A 15448-nucleotide genomic window follows, 5' to 3' on the forward strand; every position below is an offset into this window, starting at 1 on the left:
CTACTCGATTCAGAGGAAGGTGGGGGACAGGCCGGCAAGCGTGGTGAACACGCCGGTGATCATGAGGAAGCCGGTCACGATGAGCAGGCCACCGGAGGCGAGCGCCACCGCGGTCTCGTGGCGGCGGAGCCACCGCAGGCGGGTGGTGAGCTCGGTGGCGCCGGCCGCGACGAGCACGAACGGGATGCCGAGTCCGAGGGAGAAGGCGATGAGGAGCGCGGTGCCCTCCCACACGGTTCCGCTCACCGACGCGAGGCCGATGACGGCGCCGAGGATCGGGCCGATGCAGGGGTCCAGCCGGCGCCGAACGCGACGCCGAGCAGGGCCGAACGCTTGTAGCTGGGGGTGAGCGAGGCGGTGTCGATCCCGCTCGGTCCGGCCTGCATCACCGTGCCGGCCGACACCCCGACCGTCCGCAGCAGCGCGGAGATCTGGATGAGACCGGCCACGTGCAGGCCCATGACGATGAGCACCGCGCCGCCGGCGATCCGCAGGAACTCACGGAAGTCGCCCAGGACGTACCCGATGAACCCGATGGAGGCCCACAGCGTGACGAACACGAGGGAGAACCCCGCGACGAACATCAGCGACTGCGCCACGGCCGCGCGGCGGGCGGCCGCGCTCCTCGCGGTCGCGTCCGGGGTGGCCCCCACGAGGTAGCTGAGGTACACGGGCACGATCGGGAGGAAGCACGGTGAGGCGAAGGCCACGATCCCCGCGGCGAGGGCGAGAGGGAAGGTGGCCCCCATGACTCAGCCCTGCGTCGCCGTGGCCGTGGGCACGGCCGTCGGCGAGGTCGAGCCGGATCCCCCGGCGGAGGACTTGGCGGAGGACTTGAACGAGTCGATGTGGTTGGAGACCGTCTTGGCGACGTCGGAGTTCGGGTCGAGTTCGACGACCTTCTTCCAGGCGGCCTCGGCCTTCTCGATCTGCGGCGGGTCCTGGGTGAAGTACAGGAAACCGAGGTCGTAGTAGGCCTCGACGCTCTTGGGGTCCTGCGCGAGGACGGTGTTCCACTCCTTCTCGGCCTGGGCGAAGTCACCCTTGTTGAAGTGGGCGACACCGAGCGCGAGGCGGGCGTCGGTGTTCTTGGGCTCGATGCCCACGATCTTGGCCTGCGTCTGGGAGGCCTTCTCGTAGTGCGCGGCCCGCGAGTACTCGTTGGCCAGTTCCTTCATGGCCTTGGTGTCCTTGGGGTTCGCCTCGATCTTCTTGGTGAGCTCGTCGACCTTGGCCTGGTCCAGCGGCGGGGCGCTCTGGGTGCCGCCGGCCGCGTGCATCGCGTCGGCGGGGGCCGAGGCGGTCGGGTTGGGTCCGGCGACGGCCTGGTCACCGTCGGCCGGCATGTTGTAGACGAGGACACCGATCGCGGTGGCGGCGGCGAGCAGGCCCAGCGGCACCAGCGGGGAGCGGCGGCGGCGCGTCGTCGCCCGCCCGCCCTGCGGCCGGACCGTCACGGTGCCGGTGGAGGCGGGGGTCGCCGGGGGCGTGGGGTGGATGTGCTTGGCGTCGGCCTGGCCGCGGGCCCAGCCGGCGAGCTCCGGAGGAGCGTCGGCGAGGAACTCCTCGAGGCGCGCGCGGGTCTGTTCGACCTCGACCTCGTCGGCGTCCGCGTTCAGTCCGAGCCAGGCTCGGGTTGCCTTGGGTTCGCGCGTCATCGTGAGTCCCTGTCGTCCTTCGGTGGGGGGTGATCCGTTACGTCAACGATCCCGCCGCAGGCCCGGGCCGGTCTATCCGCCTCACGACACGTTTCGGGTAGGGGCCCAGGACTTTAGGTATAGGTGCGATCCATCTCGCACGGTACAGACCGTGTTAATACGGGCCTATCCGACCCACGGGTAGGCGCCCGGCTCCCCGGCACAGATCGACCGATCTGGCGGGGGCAGAAACACGGGTCCCCCTCCCGCGCTCGCCGAAACCGCCGGTTATAGGTGGCGGTTTCGGCGGGATGGATGCCGGGCACGTGTCGGCGGAACGGTGGACGAGGCAGGCACGCGAAGAGGGAGGAGGCCCGGGGCCTCCTCCCCTCTCGGGTCGGGCGATGCGATCGGCGGGTCACCCCGCCGGGGTGTCAGTTCGTCGCGGTCGGGTTCGGCGTGCTCTCCGCCGCGGCCGGTCCTTCGGCCGGCGTGTCGGGGGTGATGACGCCGCGGAGCGCCAGCTGGCCCTTGCGTGCGGCCTCGTTCGCGTCGTTGAGGACGCGCAGCGCCTCACCGGGGGCGTGGAAGCCGTTGGAGTTCTCCGACACGATCCAGTCGATGTAGAAGCTCGCCTTGCGCTGGTAGTTACGCGCGACCTCGATGTTCTCGGGGCTGGCGGACTTCTCCTTGACGGCCTTCTCGAGGTCGGTGATGAGCTCGTCCAGAGCCTGGCTCGCCTGGTTGCGGGTGTGCAGGTGGCGGTCCTGGATCTGACCGACGCGGTCCTTCAGCTCCTGCTCGGTCGTGTTGTGGCACGTCTGGCAGGAGTTGTTGACGTTGAGCATCGGGCTGCGCACCTGGTGGTTGCTGACCTTCATGCCGCCCTCACGCTCGTACGGCATGTGGCAGTCGGCGCAGCTGACACCGGCGCGGGAGTGGACGCCCTGGCTGTACAGCTCGAACTCGGGGTGCTGGGCCTTGAGCATCTTGGCGCCGGTGAGCTCGTGGGTCCAGTCGTTCCAGCCGGTCTCGTTCCAGTAGCGCTCCTCGTCACGGACCGAGAGGCCGTACTTCCACGGGTAGGTGAGGGTCTTGCCCTCGCCCGGGAAGGCGTACTCGACGTGGCACTGGGCGCAGACGTACGTGCGCATCTCCTGCGCCGTGGCGTCCTCGTTGACGTCGAAGTCCTGGACGCCGACCGAGGCCTTGTACTGCTTGATGCCCTCGACGAACGCGGGCCGCGTGATCCGCAGTTCCATGCTCTTGGGGTCGTGGCAGTCGAGGCAGCTGATCGGGTGCTCCGCCAGCTTGGTCGCGTCGGTGTAGGACATCTTGTTGAGCTCCGCGAAGCCCTTGTTGACGTCACCCTTGCCCAGGTCGGCGTAGATCGTCGGCATGGAGGCGTGGCAGTTGAGGCACGCGCCCGGCTGCTTGAACTCGGTGACCCGGCGCGTGGTGCGCTGGTCGAGCAGCATGTAGGCGTGGCCGCGCTTCTCGCGGTAGTCCACCGAGAAGGCGTAGCCCTTCCACATCTGGACCAGACGCGGGTCGACCTCGATCTTCTGCTCGGTGACGACCGTGCGCGGGTCCTGCGCGCTGGGCTCGTGAGGCAGTGCCTCGGAGCCACCGTGCTGGGTCGTCTCCATCTGCTCCGTGCTCTTGTACGAGTCGTACTGCAGCGGGAAGTTCTGACCCCAGATGGCGGGGTCGACCGTGCGCTCGTCGATGTCGGCGACACGGAAGAACTGCTCCTCTCCTTCCTGCTGCCGCTCCATGATGTTGATCAGGAGGAGTGCGACACCGACCGTGACCAGTGCCGCGAGGAGGATCGTCAACCCGATGAGGGTCTTCGTCCTCTTGGACGGGTCTGCCGAGCGTGGGCGCTCGGTCGTTGAACTGCTCATCTCATCACCTCTTATGCCCGACTTCGCTGTGACACCTGATGCAGGAGATCTGGGAGTCCTTGCTGTGCCTGGTGGCCTGGATGCCGCTGGTCAGTTCCCCGTGGCAGTAGAGGCACGCGTCCTCGGTGATCTGCTTGTTGTGAGGCCTGATCTGGATCTTGAGCGGGTAGTCCTGGGTCGTGAACTTGAACGAGTGCCAGAAGCCGTTCTCGGCCTTGTTGATGTACTTGGCCACGAAGTTGTCGTGCGGCGCGTGACAGTCGTTGCAGCCGGCGACGTTCGTGTGACTTCCCTTGAGCCAGCCTTCGTACTGCTCGTCCATCGCGTGACACTGGGCGCACGTCTTCGGGTCGTTGCCGAAGTACGCGAACCCGTTGGCGTAGCCGAACGTGAAGACTCCCAGACCCAGCAGCGACCCCAGCAACACGGCCAGGGTCGAGTAGACGAGTCCCTTCATGCCGACCGTGCGGGCGAGGGTCCTCCACCACCCGGTTCTTCTGCTCATGCTTTCCACCTCCGGACGCACTCACGGACAGGCGGTGTCGACCCTTCGTGAGCACGCGCGACGTCCATGTCTCGATTCTCGGGTTGTTCTCAGACTTCTCCCACCCCTCGACCGGTAGAAATCGGATACAGAGAGGGGCCGGGGTGCCTACCCGCAGCTATGCCCTACGCGCGCAACCCGGCCCGATCGGGTAGACCCGCAGGTCACGACGGGATGCGCCGGCGGATGCCGGGGTGGCGTGAGGGTGCAGCGGTGACGGGCACGACGAGCCGAGCGCAGCCCTTCCGGTCTCGACGAGAGGGGGTGCGGCGCGCGTGGGTGAGGCGGGGGATCCTCAGCGTGGGGGAGTGCCGAGGCCCTGACGCACGATGTACGCGGCGGCCTGGATGCGGTTCTCCATGCCGAGCTTCTGCAGGGCGTTGTGCACGTGGTTCTTGACCGTGCCCTCGGTGATCGACAGCCGCCCGCCGATCTCCTTGTTGGACATGCCGTGGGCCACGAGGCGCAGGATCTCCAGTTCGCGCGCCGACAGCAGCACGTCGGGGCGCGACGGTTCGGGTGAGCGGGGTTTCTGCCCGCCCTGGCGCAGTTCGGCGAGCAACCGGCCCACCAGCGAGGGGGCGACAGGGGTCTCGTTGCGCATGACCGAACGGATCATGTCGAAGAGCTGCTCGGGACGCATGTCCTTGAGCAGGTAGCCGTGCACGCCCAGGCGGACGGCGCCGAGCAGGTGGTCGTCCTCCTCGCTCACCGTGAGCATGACGATCTTGACGTGCGGGAGTTGCTCACGCATGAGTCCGGCGGCCTCCACGCCGTCCATCACCGGCATCTCGACGTCCATGACGATGACGTCGGGTTGCAGCGTGTGCGCCTGCTCGAGCGCCTCGAGGCCGTTGGCGGCCTCACCGACGACGGTCATGTCGGCCTGCCGGTCGAGCACCGAGGCGATGGCGCCGCGGAACAGTCCCTGGTCGTCGACGAGGAGGACGCGGATGGGCGTCGTCGTGCGCGTGGTCGGGTTGCTCATGCCTGCACCGGGGTCGACACGGCGTGGACGCCGCGGCCGGCGGGGACTCCGAGGACGATCCGGGTGCCGTGGCCGGGGCTGGAGTCGATGGTCAGCCAGCCGTCGAGGAGTTGGGTGCGTTCGGTCATGGTGGCCAGGCCGTAGCGCTCCTCGGTGAGGTCGGCGGCGTCGAACCCGCGGCCGTCGTCCTCGACGACGAACAGCACCGAGCCGGGTTCGGACTCGATGCGGACCCGCGCCGAGCGGGCGCCGGAGTGTTTACGCACGTTGGTCAGGGCCTCCTGGACGACGCGGATCACCTGGATCTCGTGGTGGGGCGGCAGGTCCAACCCCTCCAGGGGGTGACGAGCGCGGTCGCGATGCCGGACTGCCGGCTGAACTTCTCCACATAGCTGTCGAGGGACTGCAGCAGGGTGCGGTCGGCCCGGCCCGCCTCGCGCAGACCGAGGATGGCCTCGCGGACGTCGCCGTAGGCGTCGTGACAGGTGGCGGCGAGGTCGGCCAGTTCGTGATGGACCTCGGGGCTGGACTCGACGTCGGGGTGGGTGCCGATGGCCGTGAGGCGGAAGTGCGCGGCGCCGAGCGCCTGGGCGAGGCTGTCGTGCATCTCGCGCGCGATGCGGTCGCGTTCGGCGAGGGCCGCGTCGTGGCACTCCTGCTGGAGATGCGACATATACCGGGCTCGTTGCAGGGCGCTGCCGATGGCCCGGCCGATGCCCGCGTACGCCGCAGGTGTCAACGCGGAGGTGGCGGGGTCGATGCCCTCGAGGGTGAGCGACCCGATGGCCTCGGGACCCGAGAGCAGCGGCACGGTCTCCGGGGCAGAACCCCCGCCGGAGCGCACCGGCGATTCCAGGTACCAGGTGTCGGCGGTGCGCCGCGGGTCCGTCGGGTGGGCCGCCGCGATGCGCGCCGACGCCGCGCCGGTGGTCTGCAGGATCGCCTCGAGGGACTCGTGGGCGACGGCATCCGCCGTGTAGGCCCCGCGGGCGGCGACGACCACGGCGTCGATGGCCGCGAGGTCGCGGTTCTGCTGCAGCAGGGCGCGGTAGCTGCGATCGATGAACGAGAACATGACCAGGGAGAACGCGAGTGTCCCGGCGACGAGGACCCCGTCGAGCAGGAGGTGGCCGTTCGTCGGCGACACCGTGCGCACGATCGTGCCGCGCGCGAGCAGGACCAGCAGGAGAAATGCGGCGGGGACGACGAGGGCGATGACGCGCAGTCGGCGGAGTCGTTCCTCGCCGGCGGTGTCGGCGGGACGGGGAAGCGCGCCGGAGGGGTCGATGCGACGATCCTCGGACACGGCGACGGATGCTCTCACGCTCCTCCTTCCGCCGGTTCGCCCACCGGTGTCGGTCGGGCTCGGTTGGTCGGACTCGGGTCGGCGACGGCTGTGCCTCGCGTGTATCGAAGTCTAGAGAGTTTTCCCGGACATAACGAGAAGAAGTCGCAAGGTCGGGACGATGGTCCGTACCGACAGGTACCGCCGGGGTAGGGGTGGGCGGCTCATCGGTCGCGGTCCGCGGGGGTGGGTGGGCCGCCGGGTCGTTCGCGGGCCACGAGGTCGAGCAGTTCGGCCCACGCCTCGATCTTGGTGCGGGTGCGGCCGAATCCCTCGCCCAACCCGGCCTCGGCGCTCTCGATGCGCTGCCAGTCCTCGAACGAGGTCGGGTACAGGCCGCGTTCGGCGAGGTGGGCGTCGAGGTCGAGCAGCGCTGCGGTGTGCGGTTCGTGCTCGCGGGTCGCGAGGTCTTCGAGCAGGAGGCGCACCGTCTGCACGGCGTCGGACTTGTTGGTGCCGATGACCCCGATCGGGCCGCGCTTGATCCAGCCGACGACGTACTCCCGCTCCAGGACGTGCCCGTCCTCGGTGGTCACCCGGCCCTCCTCGTTGGGGATGACGCCGTGCTCGACGTCGAACGGCACCCCCGGCAGGGGGACGCCCCGGTAGCCGATGGCGCGCAGGATGAGCTGGGTCTCCAGCGTGGACGTCTCGCCGGTGCCGACGACGCGGCCGGACGCGTCGACCTCGGTGCGTTCCACCGTGATTCCGGTGACGGCACCGTCACCTTCGACGGCGATGGGACGTCGCCAGAACAGGAAGTGCAGGCGGCAGCGGGCGTCCGGGACCTGGCGGGCGTCGGCCGCGCGCAGCGCCTCGACGTTGGCGCGGGTGCGGCGGTCGAGGTCGGCGTCGTCGATCCCGTCGAACGCGCCGGCGGAGACGCGGACCTGCACACCCTCCAACGTGCACAGTTCGCGCAGCTCCTTGGTGGTGAAGCTGGCGTGGTGGGGGCCGCGACGACCGATGATCCACATGTCGGCGACGGTGTGGGACGCGAGTGTGTCGATGACGGCCTGGGGCATGTCGGTGCGTTCGAGTTCCTCGGGGTGCCGGGTGAGGATGCGGGCCACGTCGATGGCCACGTTGCCCACGCCCACGGCGACGGCCGACTCGACACCGGTGAGGTCTTGGTCGGTTGCGTCGGGGTGGCCGCTGTACCAGGCGACGAACTCGCGGGCGGACCGACTGCCGGGCAGGGACTCACCGGGGATGTTCATCCGCAGGTCCTCGCTCGCGCCGGCCGCGTAGATCACGGCGTCGTAGGCGGCGAGCAGTTCCTCACGGGTGACGTCCTGGCCGAAGTCGATCAGCCCCCGAAAGCGCAGGCCCTCGGAGTCGAAGACCCGCGCCAACGCCTGCGCCACCGACTTGATGCTCTCGTGGTCGGGGGCCACGCCGTACCGCACCAGCCCGAACGGAGTGGGGAGCCGGTCGAAGATGTCGACCTCGACGCGCTGGTCCTCCTGCGCGAGCAACGCCTGGACCGCGAACAGGCCCGAGGGTCCGGCACCCACGATGGCCACCCGGCGGATCGCCCCCGGAGGACCCTCCGATCCGGCGATGCGATCCGATGCGGCGGTGCTGTCGGTGCCCGTCATGTCCGCAGCGTAGTGGCAGGCATTGGACGCATGCACGATCGAGCCGACGACACTCCCACCCACGACGGCCCGGTCGCGCACATGCGCGATCGGGCCGTGGGTGACGTGAGTGTCGTCGGCGCTGGTGCGCACGCTTGCGCGGGTGTCGGCCCCCATCCCCGGCGTGGTGCCGACTCCCGGTGTGGGTGTGCTCTCAGCTCCGGGCCTTCAGATCCCAGATGCGCTGGAGGTAATTGCGCATCGAGCGGTCGGAGGAGAAGAAGCCGCTGCGGGCGACGTTGAGGATCGCCGAGCGCGACCAGCGGTCCTGGTCGGCGTACGCCTCGTCGACGCGCGCCTGGGCCGCGAGGTAGGAGTCGAAGTCCGCCATGGCCATGAAGCGGTCGGTGTTGAGCCAGTCGTCGAGGACCGCGCCGACCGTGCTGCGGTCGCCACCGGTGAAGGCGCCGCTCGCGATGAGGTCGAGCGTGCGCTTGAGCTGGGGGCTCTGCTGGTAGAAGGAGCTGGGCACATACCCCTTCGCCTGCAAGGCGGCGACCTCCGGCTCGGCCATGCCGAACAGGAAGAAGTTGTCGCCGCCGACGAGCTCGCGGATCTCGACGTTGGCGCCGTCGTCGGTGCCGATGGTCAGGGCGCCGTTGAGGGCGAACTTCATGTTGCCCGTGCCCGAGGCCTCCTTGCCGGCCAGGGAGATCTGCTCGGAGAGGTCGGCCGCCGGGATGAGCGTCTCGGCGAGGGTGACGTTGTAGTTGGCGGGGAACGCCACGGCCAGGCGACCCTCGACCCGCGGGTCCTCCCCGATGGTCTTGGCGACCGCGTTGATCAGCGCGATCGTCTCCTTGGCCATGTGGTAGCCGGGGGCGGCCTTGGCGCCGAAGACGAACGTGCGCGGCGTGATGGTGGCCGGGTCGACCTCGCCGGAGATCAGCCGCTCGTACAGCGACACGATGTGCAGCAGCTTGAGGCTCTGCCGCTTGTACTCGTGCAGCCGCTTGACCATGACGTCGAGCATGTGCCCCTCGGGCAGCTCGATGCCGTCGCGGTGGTGCAGGAGCTGCCGCAGGCGGTCCTTGTTCGCGACCTTGACCGCGCGGAACCGCTCGCGGAACGCGGCGTCGTCGGCGAACGGCTCGAGCTCCCGCAGGCGCTCGAGGTCGGTCACCCACCCCTCGCCGATGGCCTCGGTGATCAGCTCGGACATGCCCGGGTTGGCCATGCGCACGAAGCGGCGGGGTGTGACGCCGTTGGTGACGTTGGTGAACTTGTCGGGCCACAGCTCGGAGAAGTCCGGCAGGACCTTGTCGCGCAGGAGCCGGCTGTGCAGTTCGGCCACGCCGTTGACCTTGGAGGCCGCGACGGTGGCGAGGTAGGCCATGCGCACCGCGCGCACGGGGTGTTCCTGCACCATCGACATGCGCCGCGCCCGCAGTTCGTCGCCGGGGAAGGCCTCGCGCACCTCGGCGAGGAAGTCCTCGTTGATGCGGTAGATGATCTCCAGGTGTCGGGGCAGCAGACGGCCGAGCAGCTCGACCGGCCAGACCTCGAGCGCCTCCGGCAGGAGCGTGTGGCAGGTGTAGTCGAAGCAGCGCCGGGTGACGTCCCAGGCCTGCTCCCACTCGAAGTCGTGCTCGTCGACGAGCAGGCGCATCAGCTCGGGGATGGCGATGACCGGGTGGGTGTCGTTGAGCTGGAACGTGATCCGCTCAGGAAGCTGGTGCAGGTCGAAGTCGGCCGGCAGCGTGTGACGGATGAAGTCCTTGAGCGAGGCGGCCACGAAGAAGTACTGCTGCTGCAGCCGCAGCTCCCGGCCCTGAGGGGTGGAGTCCTCCGGGTACAGCACCTTGGTGATGTTCTCGGCGAAGGTGCGCGCGCGCACGGCCTCGGCGTAGTCGCCCTGGTTGAACAACTGCAGGTCGAACGCGCTGGTGGCGCGGGCGCTCCACAGGCGCAGGGTGTTGACGACGCCGTTGCGGTAGCCCGGCACGAGCAGGTGGTAGGGGATGGCCTGGACGTCCCAGGAAGGAACCCAGCGCACGCGCTCGCGGCCGTCCTCACCGGTGTAGGTCTCGGTGTGGCCACCGAAGTCGATGCGGGTGGCGCGGTCGGGCTGCGGGAACTCCCACGGCGAGCCGAGCGCCAGCCAGGAGTCGGGCTCCTCGACCTGGCGACCGTCGACGAACGTCTGCTTGAAGATGCCGTACTCATACCGGATGCCGTAGCCGATGCACGAGACGTCCATCGTGGCCAGGGAGTCGACGAAGCAGGCCGCCAGGCGCCCGAGGCCGCCGTTGCCGAGGCCGGGCTCGATCTCCTGCGCGCGCAGGATGTCGAGGTCGAGACCGCAGGCGTTCATCGCCTCGCGGGCGATCTCCTGCAGGTCGCTGGCCAGCAGGGCGTTGTCCAGCTGGCGTCCGAGGAGGTATTCGGCCGACAGGTACCCGACGACGCGGTCACCGGCGTCGCGGCGACGCTTGCCGGTCTGGATCCACCCCTGCATGAGGTAGTGCCGGACGGTGTGCGCCAGCGCGAGGTACTGGTCGTTGACCGTCGAGCGGGCCAGGGAGACGCCCTGGCCGTAGTTGAGCTCGCGCATGAACTGGCGGACGAATCCGTCGACGTCGCGGCCGGGGCCCACGGCGGGAACCTTGGCGCGCTCGTGGGTGGGTTCGAAGTGCGGTCCGGTGACGTAGGTCGCCATCTCGGGCGATTCGCCGACGCTGCGCCGATCGCTGGTGGGGTCGAGTGCCACGGGTCCTCCGGTTCGGGTGGGTCGGGTGGACATCGGCCCCCCTGCCGCGCGTGACCTGAAGTCTCGACGACCGAGGAGGACGAAACGCTTAGAGGCTAGCCGATCTGGGGGACGCCTCCGGCTCCGGCTCGTATGGATGGAACGACCCGCCCGGGCCGCAGGTCGCGGGTGTCGCCGACCTGCGGTTCGACGTGAGGAACCGGGGTCGAGAAATCCGGATGAAACGGGACCTTCGTCCGCTCCCGAACTTCCGCGGACCTTGCAGAATGACACGGAAACCCCTGGAACAAACCGCCTTCGCACAGAAGGCGCCCCCGACAGAGGAGCACCGCATGAAGACCCGAGTCCTGCCCCTGGCCCTGGCCGTCGCTCTCTCGCTCGCCGCGTGTGGCTCCGGTGGCGAGACCCAGGCGGGCTCACCTGCCCCGCAGGGTGCGGCCACCTCCCAGCACGGCGGCGGATCGGGTGCCACCGGCGGTGCCGGCGGTGAGGTGATCGACACGGTGAAGACCGAGACGGCGGCCGCCCCCAAGGTGGAGAACGCGATGCTCGAGAAGTACGGCATCAGCGGTCGCAGCGTCGTCGAACTCGTCGACTTCATGGACGAGACCAACGAGCACCGCGGCTCCGGCCTCAACGGCTCCGTGCGCGCCGACCACCTGCTCCTCAAGGACGAGCAGACCGGCCAGGAGCAGGCCGTTCCCGTGCCGGACGGTCTCTTCTACGTCTCGGTCGCCCCGTACGCGGGTCGCACGCACGAGTGCTTCAACCACAGCCTCACCGGTTGCGTCGGCGAGTTCGCCGGCACGCAGATGCAGGCGAAGGTCGTCACCGACGACGGCACGGTGCTGCACGACGGGCCGGTGACGACCTTCGAGAACGGGTTCGTCGGTTTCTGGCTGCCGCGCGACGTCAAGGGCACCATGTCGTTCACCTACGACGGCAAGTCGGTCGAGGCGCCGTTCGCCACCGACGAGAAGAGCCCCACCTGCATCACCACGATGCAGCTGACGTGAGCTGACGTGAGCTGACGTGAGCTGACGCCACCCGAGTGCGGTGCGCCGGTCGGGGAGGCCGCCCGGCATGCTGACGGGGTGAGTACTCCACCGACCCTGCACGCGGACATCACCGAGGTCCTCACCCGGTGGACCGCGCCGGACATCGCACAGGACGCGCTGCGGCACACCGTCCTGGCGTTCCTCGCGGCGAGGCCCGACGCGCATCGGCGTACGTGCGCTCCCGGACACATCACGGCCTCGACCGTGGTGCTGTCCGCGGACCGGCGTCGGACGCTGTTGACGCTGCACGCGCGGGTGGGCAGGTGGTTGCAGCTCGGGGGCCATCTCGAGGACGACGCGACACTGGCCGACGCGGCCCGGCGGGAGGCGGTCGAGGAGTCGGGGTTCGAGGTCACGCTCGACCCCGACCCGGTCGACCTGCACTGCCACCCGATCGTCTGCAAGGGCTACGACGCGCCGACGCGGCATCTGGACGTGCGGTTCGTCGCCGTCGCTCCCGCCGGGGCGCGGGAGCGGATCTCGGAGGAGTCGACGGACCTGCGGTGGTTCGACGTCGAGGCGTTGCCCGATGTGCCGCCCGAGGTGGCGCTGCTCATCGGGCGGGCGGTGGCTCAGTCGGAGACGCCGTCGACGCGTCTGCCGTTCTCCAGGTAGACGCAGTGCTCGCTGCGGTAGGTCTTCTTGACGCGGCGCCGCACCGCGGGGCGCAGCAACTCGAACGCCTCGGCGGGTTCGGCCCACTTGTGTTCGCTGACCTCGTACTCCTGCAGCCTGATCGCGCTCGCCTGCTCGGGGGTGACGGTGCCGCAGTGGAACAGGAACCGCAGGCCGAGTTTCCTGCCCTTCTTGGCCGGGCGGGTGTCGACGCACACGAGGCCTCCGCTGCTCACCTCCAGGCCGGTCTCCTCGGCCACCTCGCGGCGGCACGCCTCCCAGGGGTCTCGCCGTCGGCCTCCATGACACCGCCGGGCACGGTCCACCCCGACTTGTACGTGGGCTTGAGGATGAGCAGCCGTCCGTCCTCGTCGAGGATGATGGCGCCGGCCGAGGCCGGTAGCTCCGGAAGTGTGAACACGACGCGACTCCTCGATCGACCGGCCTGGTCTTGTCGTCACGAAGGCTAGTGGACTCCGGTGGCCCTTCGGCCGGGGGTCTCGCGGGGGAGTCGGGAGCGGCATCGGAGGTGGTGAGAGGGCTCTCATGCGGGCCTCACGGCCACGTCACGGCCGCCGCCCAGAGTAGGTGGTGGGACCGGATCCCACTCGGACGTCCAGCGCCGAGCCCTCTGACCTCTGAACGTCTCGACCCAGGAGTGAACCATGACGAGCATCACCCGCCGCACCGCCGCTTCCGTCCTCTCAGCGCTCATGGTCGGCGCGGGTCTCGTCGGCGTCACCGCCGCGCCCGCCGCCGCCGACGAGATGCGGTGCAACGGCACGATCAGCAACCGCAAGCTCGACCGCGACATCGTCGTCCGTCCCGGCGCCACCTGCGTCATCACGAAGAGCACGATCGACGGCAACATCAAGGTCGGCACCAACGCGACCCTGCGCATCAGCAGCTCCCGGGTGGACGGCGACATCCAGTCCAAGCACCACCGCTGGGTCATCGCGACCAACACCGTCGTCGACGGCAACATCCAGCTCGAGCGCGGTCAGTCGGCCACCGTCAACCGCAACCGTGTCGACGGCGACATCCAGCTCTTCGGCAACCGCGGCCGTCAGGCCGTCACGAGCAACCGGGTCGACGGCAACCTGCAGTGCACGTCCAACCGCCACGCCCTCACCGGCGGCCGCAACGTCGTGGACGGCAACAAGGAAGGCCAGTGCCGTCGCCTCTGACGCACTCGAGCGCGCACTCGACGCAGGCATCGGTCGCCTGACGTCGGGCGCGTGACATCGGACGCACCTCGGGCGGTGCCCGGCTCCGCGGGGAGAGCCGGGCACCGCCCGATGTGTTGTGTCTCGCTGTGCTCAGAGCGCCCGCGCCAGCGACTGTCCCACGGTGCGGCAGGTGAACAGGCAACCGCCGAGGAACGTGCCCTCGAGCGCGTTGTAGCCGTGCATCCCGCCGCCTCCGAAGCCGGCCGCCTCGCCCGCGGCGTACAGGCCCGGCATGGGAGTGCCGTCCGCGCGCAGGGCCCGCCCATCGAGGTCGGTCTGGATGCCGCCGAGGGTCTTGCGCGTGAGGATGTGCAGCTTGACCCCGACCAGCGGCCCGGCCGTGGGGTCGAGGATGCGGTGGGGTGGGGCGGTGCGCACCAGCCGGTCGCCCAGGGAGCGCCGCGCGTTGTGGATGCCCATGACCTGCGTGTCCTTGCAGAACGGGTTGTCCATCTGGGAGTCGCGCGCCTCGATCTCGCGGCGGATGGCCGCGGCGTCGAGCAGGGGGTGTCGGTGAGGCCGTTCATCTTGGCGACGAGCTCGTCCAGGGTGTCGGCGACCACGAAGTCGGCGCCGTCGTCCATGAACGCCCGCACCGGGCCGGGGACGCCGGGGGCGAGTCGGGCCCGCATCATCATCGCGCGGTCGCCGGAGGTGATGTCGGGATTCTGCTCGGAGCCCGACAGGGCGAACTCCTTCTCGATGATCGCGCGGGTGAGGATGAACCACGAGTGGTCGTGTCCGGCCAGATCGGGTGTGGTGCGCAGCATCTCGAGCGTGCCGAGGGTGTCGTAGCCGGGCAGGCCCGGTGGCTGCAGGCGGCGTCCGAGCGCGTCGAACCACATCGAACTCGGCCCGGGCAGGATCCGGATGCCGTGGCCGTTCCAGATCGGCGAGTGGTTGCGCACCCCTTCGGTGTAGTGCCACATGCGGTCCTTGTTGACCACGCGTGCCCCGGAGTCCTCGGTGATGCCGATCATGCGTCCGTCGACGTGAGCCGGGACGCCGGTGACCATGTGCTCCGGTGCCCGGCCGAGTCGCGCGGGCCAGTACCTGCGGACGAGGTCGTGGTTCGCGCCGATGCCGCCGCCGGCCACCACCACGGCCTGGGCCCGCAGCGAGAAGTCGCCGACGACCTCACGACTCGAGGCCACCCCACGCGGGGAATCATCCGGCGCGAGCAGCGATCCGGAGACGCCGACGACCGCGCCGTCCTCGACGATCAGGGAGTCGACGCGGTGGCGGTGACGGAACGTCAGCAGCCCGTGCGTCGCCGCGTCGCGGGCGCGGTCGGCCCACGGCTCGCTGACGCCGGTTCCGGTGCCCCACGGGACGTGGAAGCGGGGGACGGAGTTGCCGTGGCCGCCCGCCATGCCGTCGCCGCGCTCGGCCCAGCCGACGAGCGGGGTGAACCGCACACCGTGTTCGCGCAGCCAGGAGCGCTTCTCGCCGGCGGCGAACTCGACGTAGGCCCGACCCCACTGCACGGCCCACTCGTCCTCGGGGTGCTCACCGGCCAGCCGGTCCCACCGCGCGCTGCCCTTCCAGTCGTTCCACGCCAGCTCGATGGAGTCGCGGATGCGCAGGCGTCGCTGTTCGGGGGAGTCGATGAGGAACAGCCCGCCGAAGGACCAGTAGGCCTGGCCGCCGATGTCGTTCTCGTTCTCCTGATCGACGATGACGACGCGCTTGCCCGCGCGGATCAGTTCGTTCGCGGCGACGAGCCCGGCCAGGCCGGCTCCCACGATGATGACGTCGGTGTCCACAGCGTTCCC

The 15448-nt window shown here is 69.7% G+C and carries 15 protein-coding genes and 1 pseudogene; 3 read left to right on the forward strand and 13 right to left on the reverse strand.

Going from position 1 to position 15448, the window contains the following annotated elements:
* Window positions 1–9: 9 nt before the first annotated feature.
* The 10 genes from QQK49_RS23575 to QQK49_RS21335 form a co-directional block, all read right to left on the reverse strand.
* Window positions 10–246 (reverse strand): sulfite exporter TauE/SafE family protein, encoded by a 237-nt coding sequence (locus QQK49_RS23575; RefSeq protein WP_284305753.1) that lies wholly within the window; start codon window positions 244–246, stop codon window positions 10–12.
* Window positions 243–749 (reverse strand): cytochrome c biogenesis CcdA family protein, encoded by a 507-nt coding sequence (locus QQK49_RS21295; RefSeq protein ID WP_284305754.1) that lies wholly within the window; start codon window positions 747–749, stop codon window positions 243–245. The genes QQK49_RS23575 and QQK49_RS21295 overlap by 4 nt, the downstream gene beginning before the upstream one ends.
* A 3-nt stretch (window positions 750–752) precedes the next feature.
* The gene (locus tag QQK49_RS21300) at window positions 753–1658 is read right to left on the reverse strand and encodes a tetratricopeptide repeat protein (protein ID WP_284305755.1); all 906 of its coding nucleotides are present in this window, start codon (window positions 1656–1658) and stop codon (window positions 753–755) included.
* Between the two features lie 413 nt (window positions 1659–2071).
* Window positions 2072–3544 (reverse strand): ammonia-forming cytochrome c nitrite reductase subunit c552, encoded by a 1473-nt coding sequence (locus tag QQK49_RS21305; protein WP_284305756.1) that lies wholly within the window; start codon window positions 3542–3544, stop codon window positions 2072–2074.
* A 4-nt stretch (window positions 3545–3548) separates the two neighbouring features.
* A complete protein-coding gene (gene nrfH, locus QQK49_RS21310) occupies window positions 3549–4049 on the reverse strand; it encodes a cytochrome c nitrite reductase small subunit (protein WP_284305757.1) in 501 nt (166 codons plus the stop codon).
* A gap of 334 nt (window positions 4050–4383) precedes the next feature.
* Window positions 4384–5076: a response regulator gene (locus QQK49_RS21315; protein ID WP_284305758.1), complete on the reverse strand. Its 693-nt coding sequence runs from the start codon at window positions 5074–5076 to the stop codon at window positions 4384–4386.
* Window positions 5073–5375: a sensor histidine kinase gene (locus QQK49_RS21320; RefSeq protein ID WP_284305759.1), complete on the reverse strand. Its 303-nt coding sequence runs from the start codon at window positions 5373–5375 to the stop codon at window positions 5073–5075. Before QQK49_RS21320 ends, QQK49_RS21315 begins: the two co-directional genes overlap by 4 nt.
* Window positions 5372–6400, reverse strand: a complete 1029-nt coding sequence (locus QQK49_RS21325) for a sensor histidine kinase (protein WP_284305760.1) — start codon at window positions 6398–6400, stop codon at window positions 5372–5374. The genes QQK49_RS21320 and QQK49_RS21325 overlap by 4 nt, the downstream gene beginning before the upstream one ends.
* A 185-nt stretch (window positions 6401–6585) precedes the next feature.
* On the reverse strand, window positions 6586–8178 hold the full coding sequence (locus QQK49_RS21330) for an FAD/NAD(P)-binding protein (RefSeq protein WP_284305761.1): 1593 nt from the start codon (window positions 8176–8178) through the stop codon (window positions 6586–6588).
* Window positions 8179–8215: 37 nt separating this feature from the next.
* Complete coding sequence (locus QQK49_RS21335; RefSeq protein ID WP_284305974.1) at window positions 8216–10720, reverse strand: glycogen/starch/alpha-glucan phosphorylase; 2505 nt, start codon at window positions 10718–10720, stop codon at window positions 8216–8218.
* Window positions 10721–11103: 383 nt separating this feature from the next.
* Between QQK49_RS21335 and QQK49_RS21340 the strand changes: the two genes are divergently transcribed.
* Both QQK49_RS21340 and QQK49_RS21345 read left to right on the forward strand, forming a co-directional pair.
* The gene (locus QQK49_RS21340) at window positions 11104–11787 is read left to right on the forward strand and encodes a CueP family metal-binding protein (protein ID WP_284305762.1); all 684 of its coding nucleotides are present in this window, start codon (window positions 11104–11106) and stop codon (window positions 11785–11787) included.
* A gap of 78 nt (window positions 11788–11865) precedes the next feature.
* Window positions 11866–12444, forward strand: coding sequence for an NUDIX hydrolase (locus QQK49_RS21345; protein ID WP_284305763.1), 579 nt, complete (start codon window positions 11866–11868; stop codon window positions 12442–12444).
* Here the strand turns inward: QQK49_RS21345 and QQK49_RS21350 are convergent.
* Together QQK49_RS21350 and QQK49_RS23580 are read right to left on the reverse strand one after the other, a co-directional pair.
* Entirely contained in the window at window positions 12402–12704 is a 303-nt protein-coding gene (locus QQK49_RS21350; RefSeq protein WP_284305764.1) for an NUDIX hydrolase, read from the reverse strand. The genes QQK49_RS21345 and QQK49_RS21350 overlap by 43 nt on opposite strands.
* On the reverse strand, window positions 12677–12865 hold the full coding sequence (locus tag QQK49_RS23580) for an NUDIX hydrolase (protein WP_284305765.1): 189 nt from the start codon (window positions 12863–12865) through the stop codon (window positions 12677–12679). Before QQK49_RS23580 ends, QQK49_RS21350 begins: the two co-directional genes overlap by 28 nt.
* Window positions 12866–13109: 244 nt before the next feature.
* Here QQK49_RS23580 and QQK49_RS21360 point away from each other — a divergent pair, with 244 nt between their 5' ends.
* Window positions 13110–13631, forward strand: coding sequence for a hypothetical protein (locus QQK49_RS21360; RefSeq protein ID WP_284305766.1), 522 nt, complete (start codon window positions 13110–13112; stop codon window positions 13629–13631).
* Between the two features lie 132 nt (window positions 13632–13763).
* On the opposite strand, the pseudogene QQK49_RS21365 reads toward QQK49_RS21360, so the two are convergent.
* Window positions 13764–15439, reverse strand: a pseudogene (locus QQK49_RS21365) (FAD-binding dehydrogenase).
* Between the last annotated feature and the right edge of the window lie 9 nt (window positions 15440–15448).

This window comes from Mobilicoccus caccae, assembly GCF_030161635.1.
In the GTDB taxonomy this organism is placed as follows: Bacteria; Actinomycetota; Actinomycetes; order Actinomycetales; family Dermatophilaceae; genus Mobilicoccus; species Mobilicoccus caccae.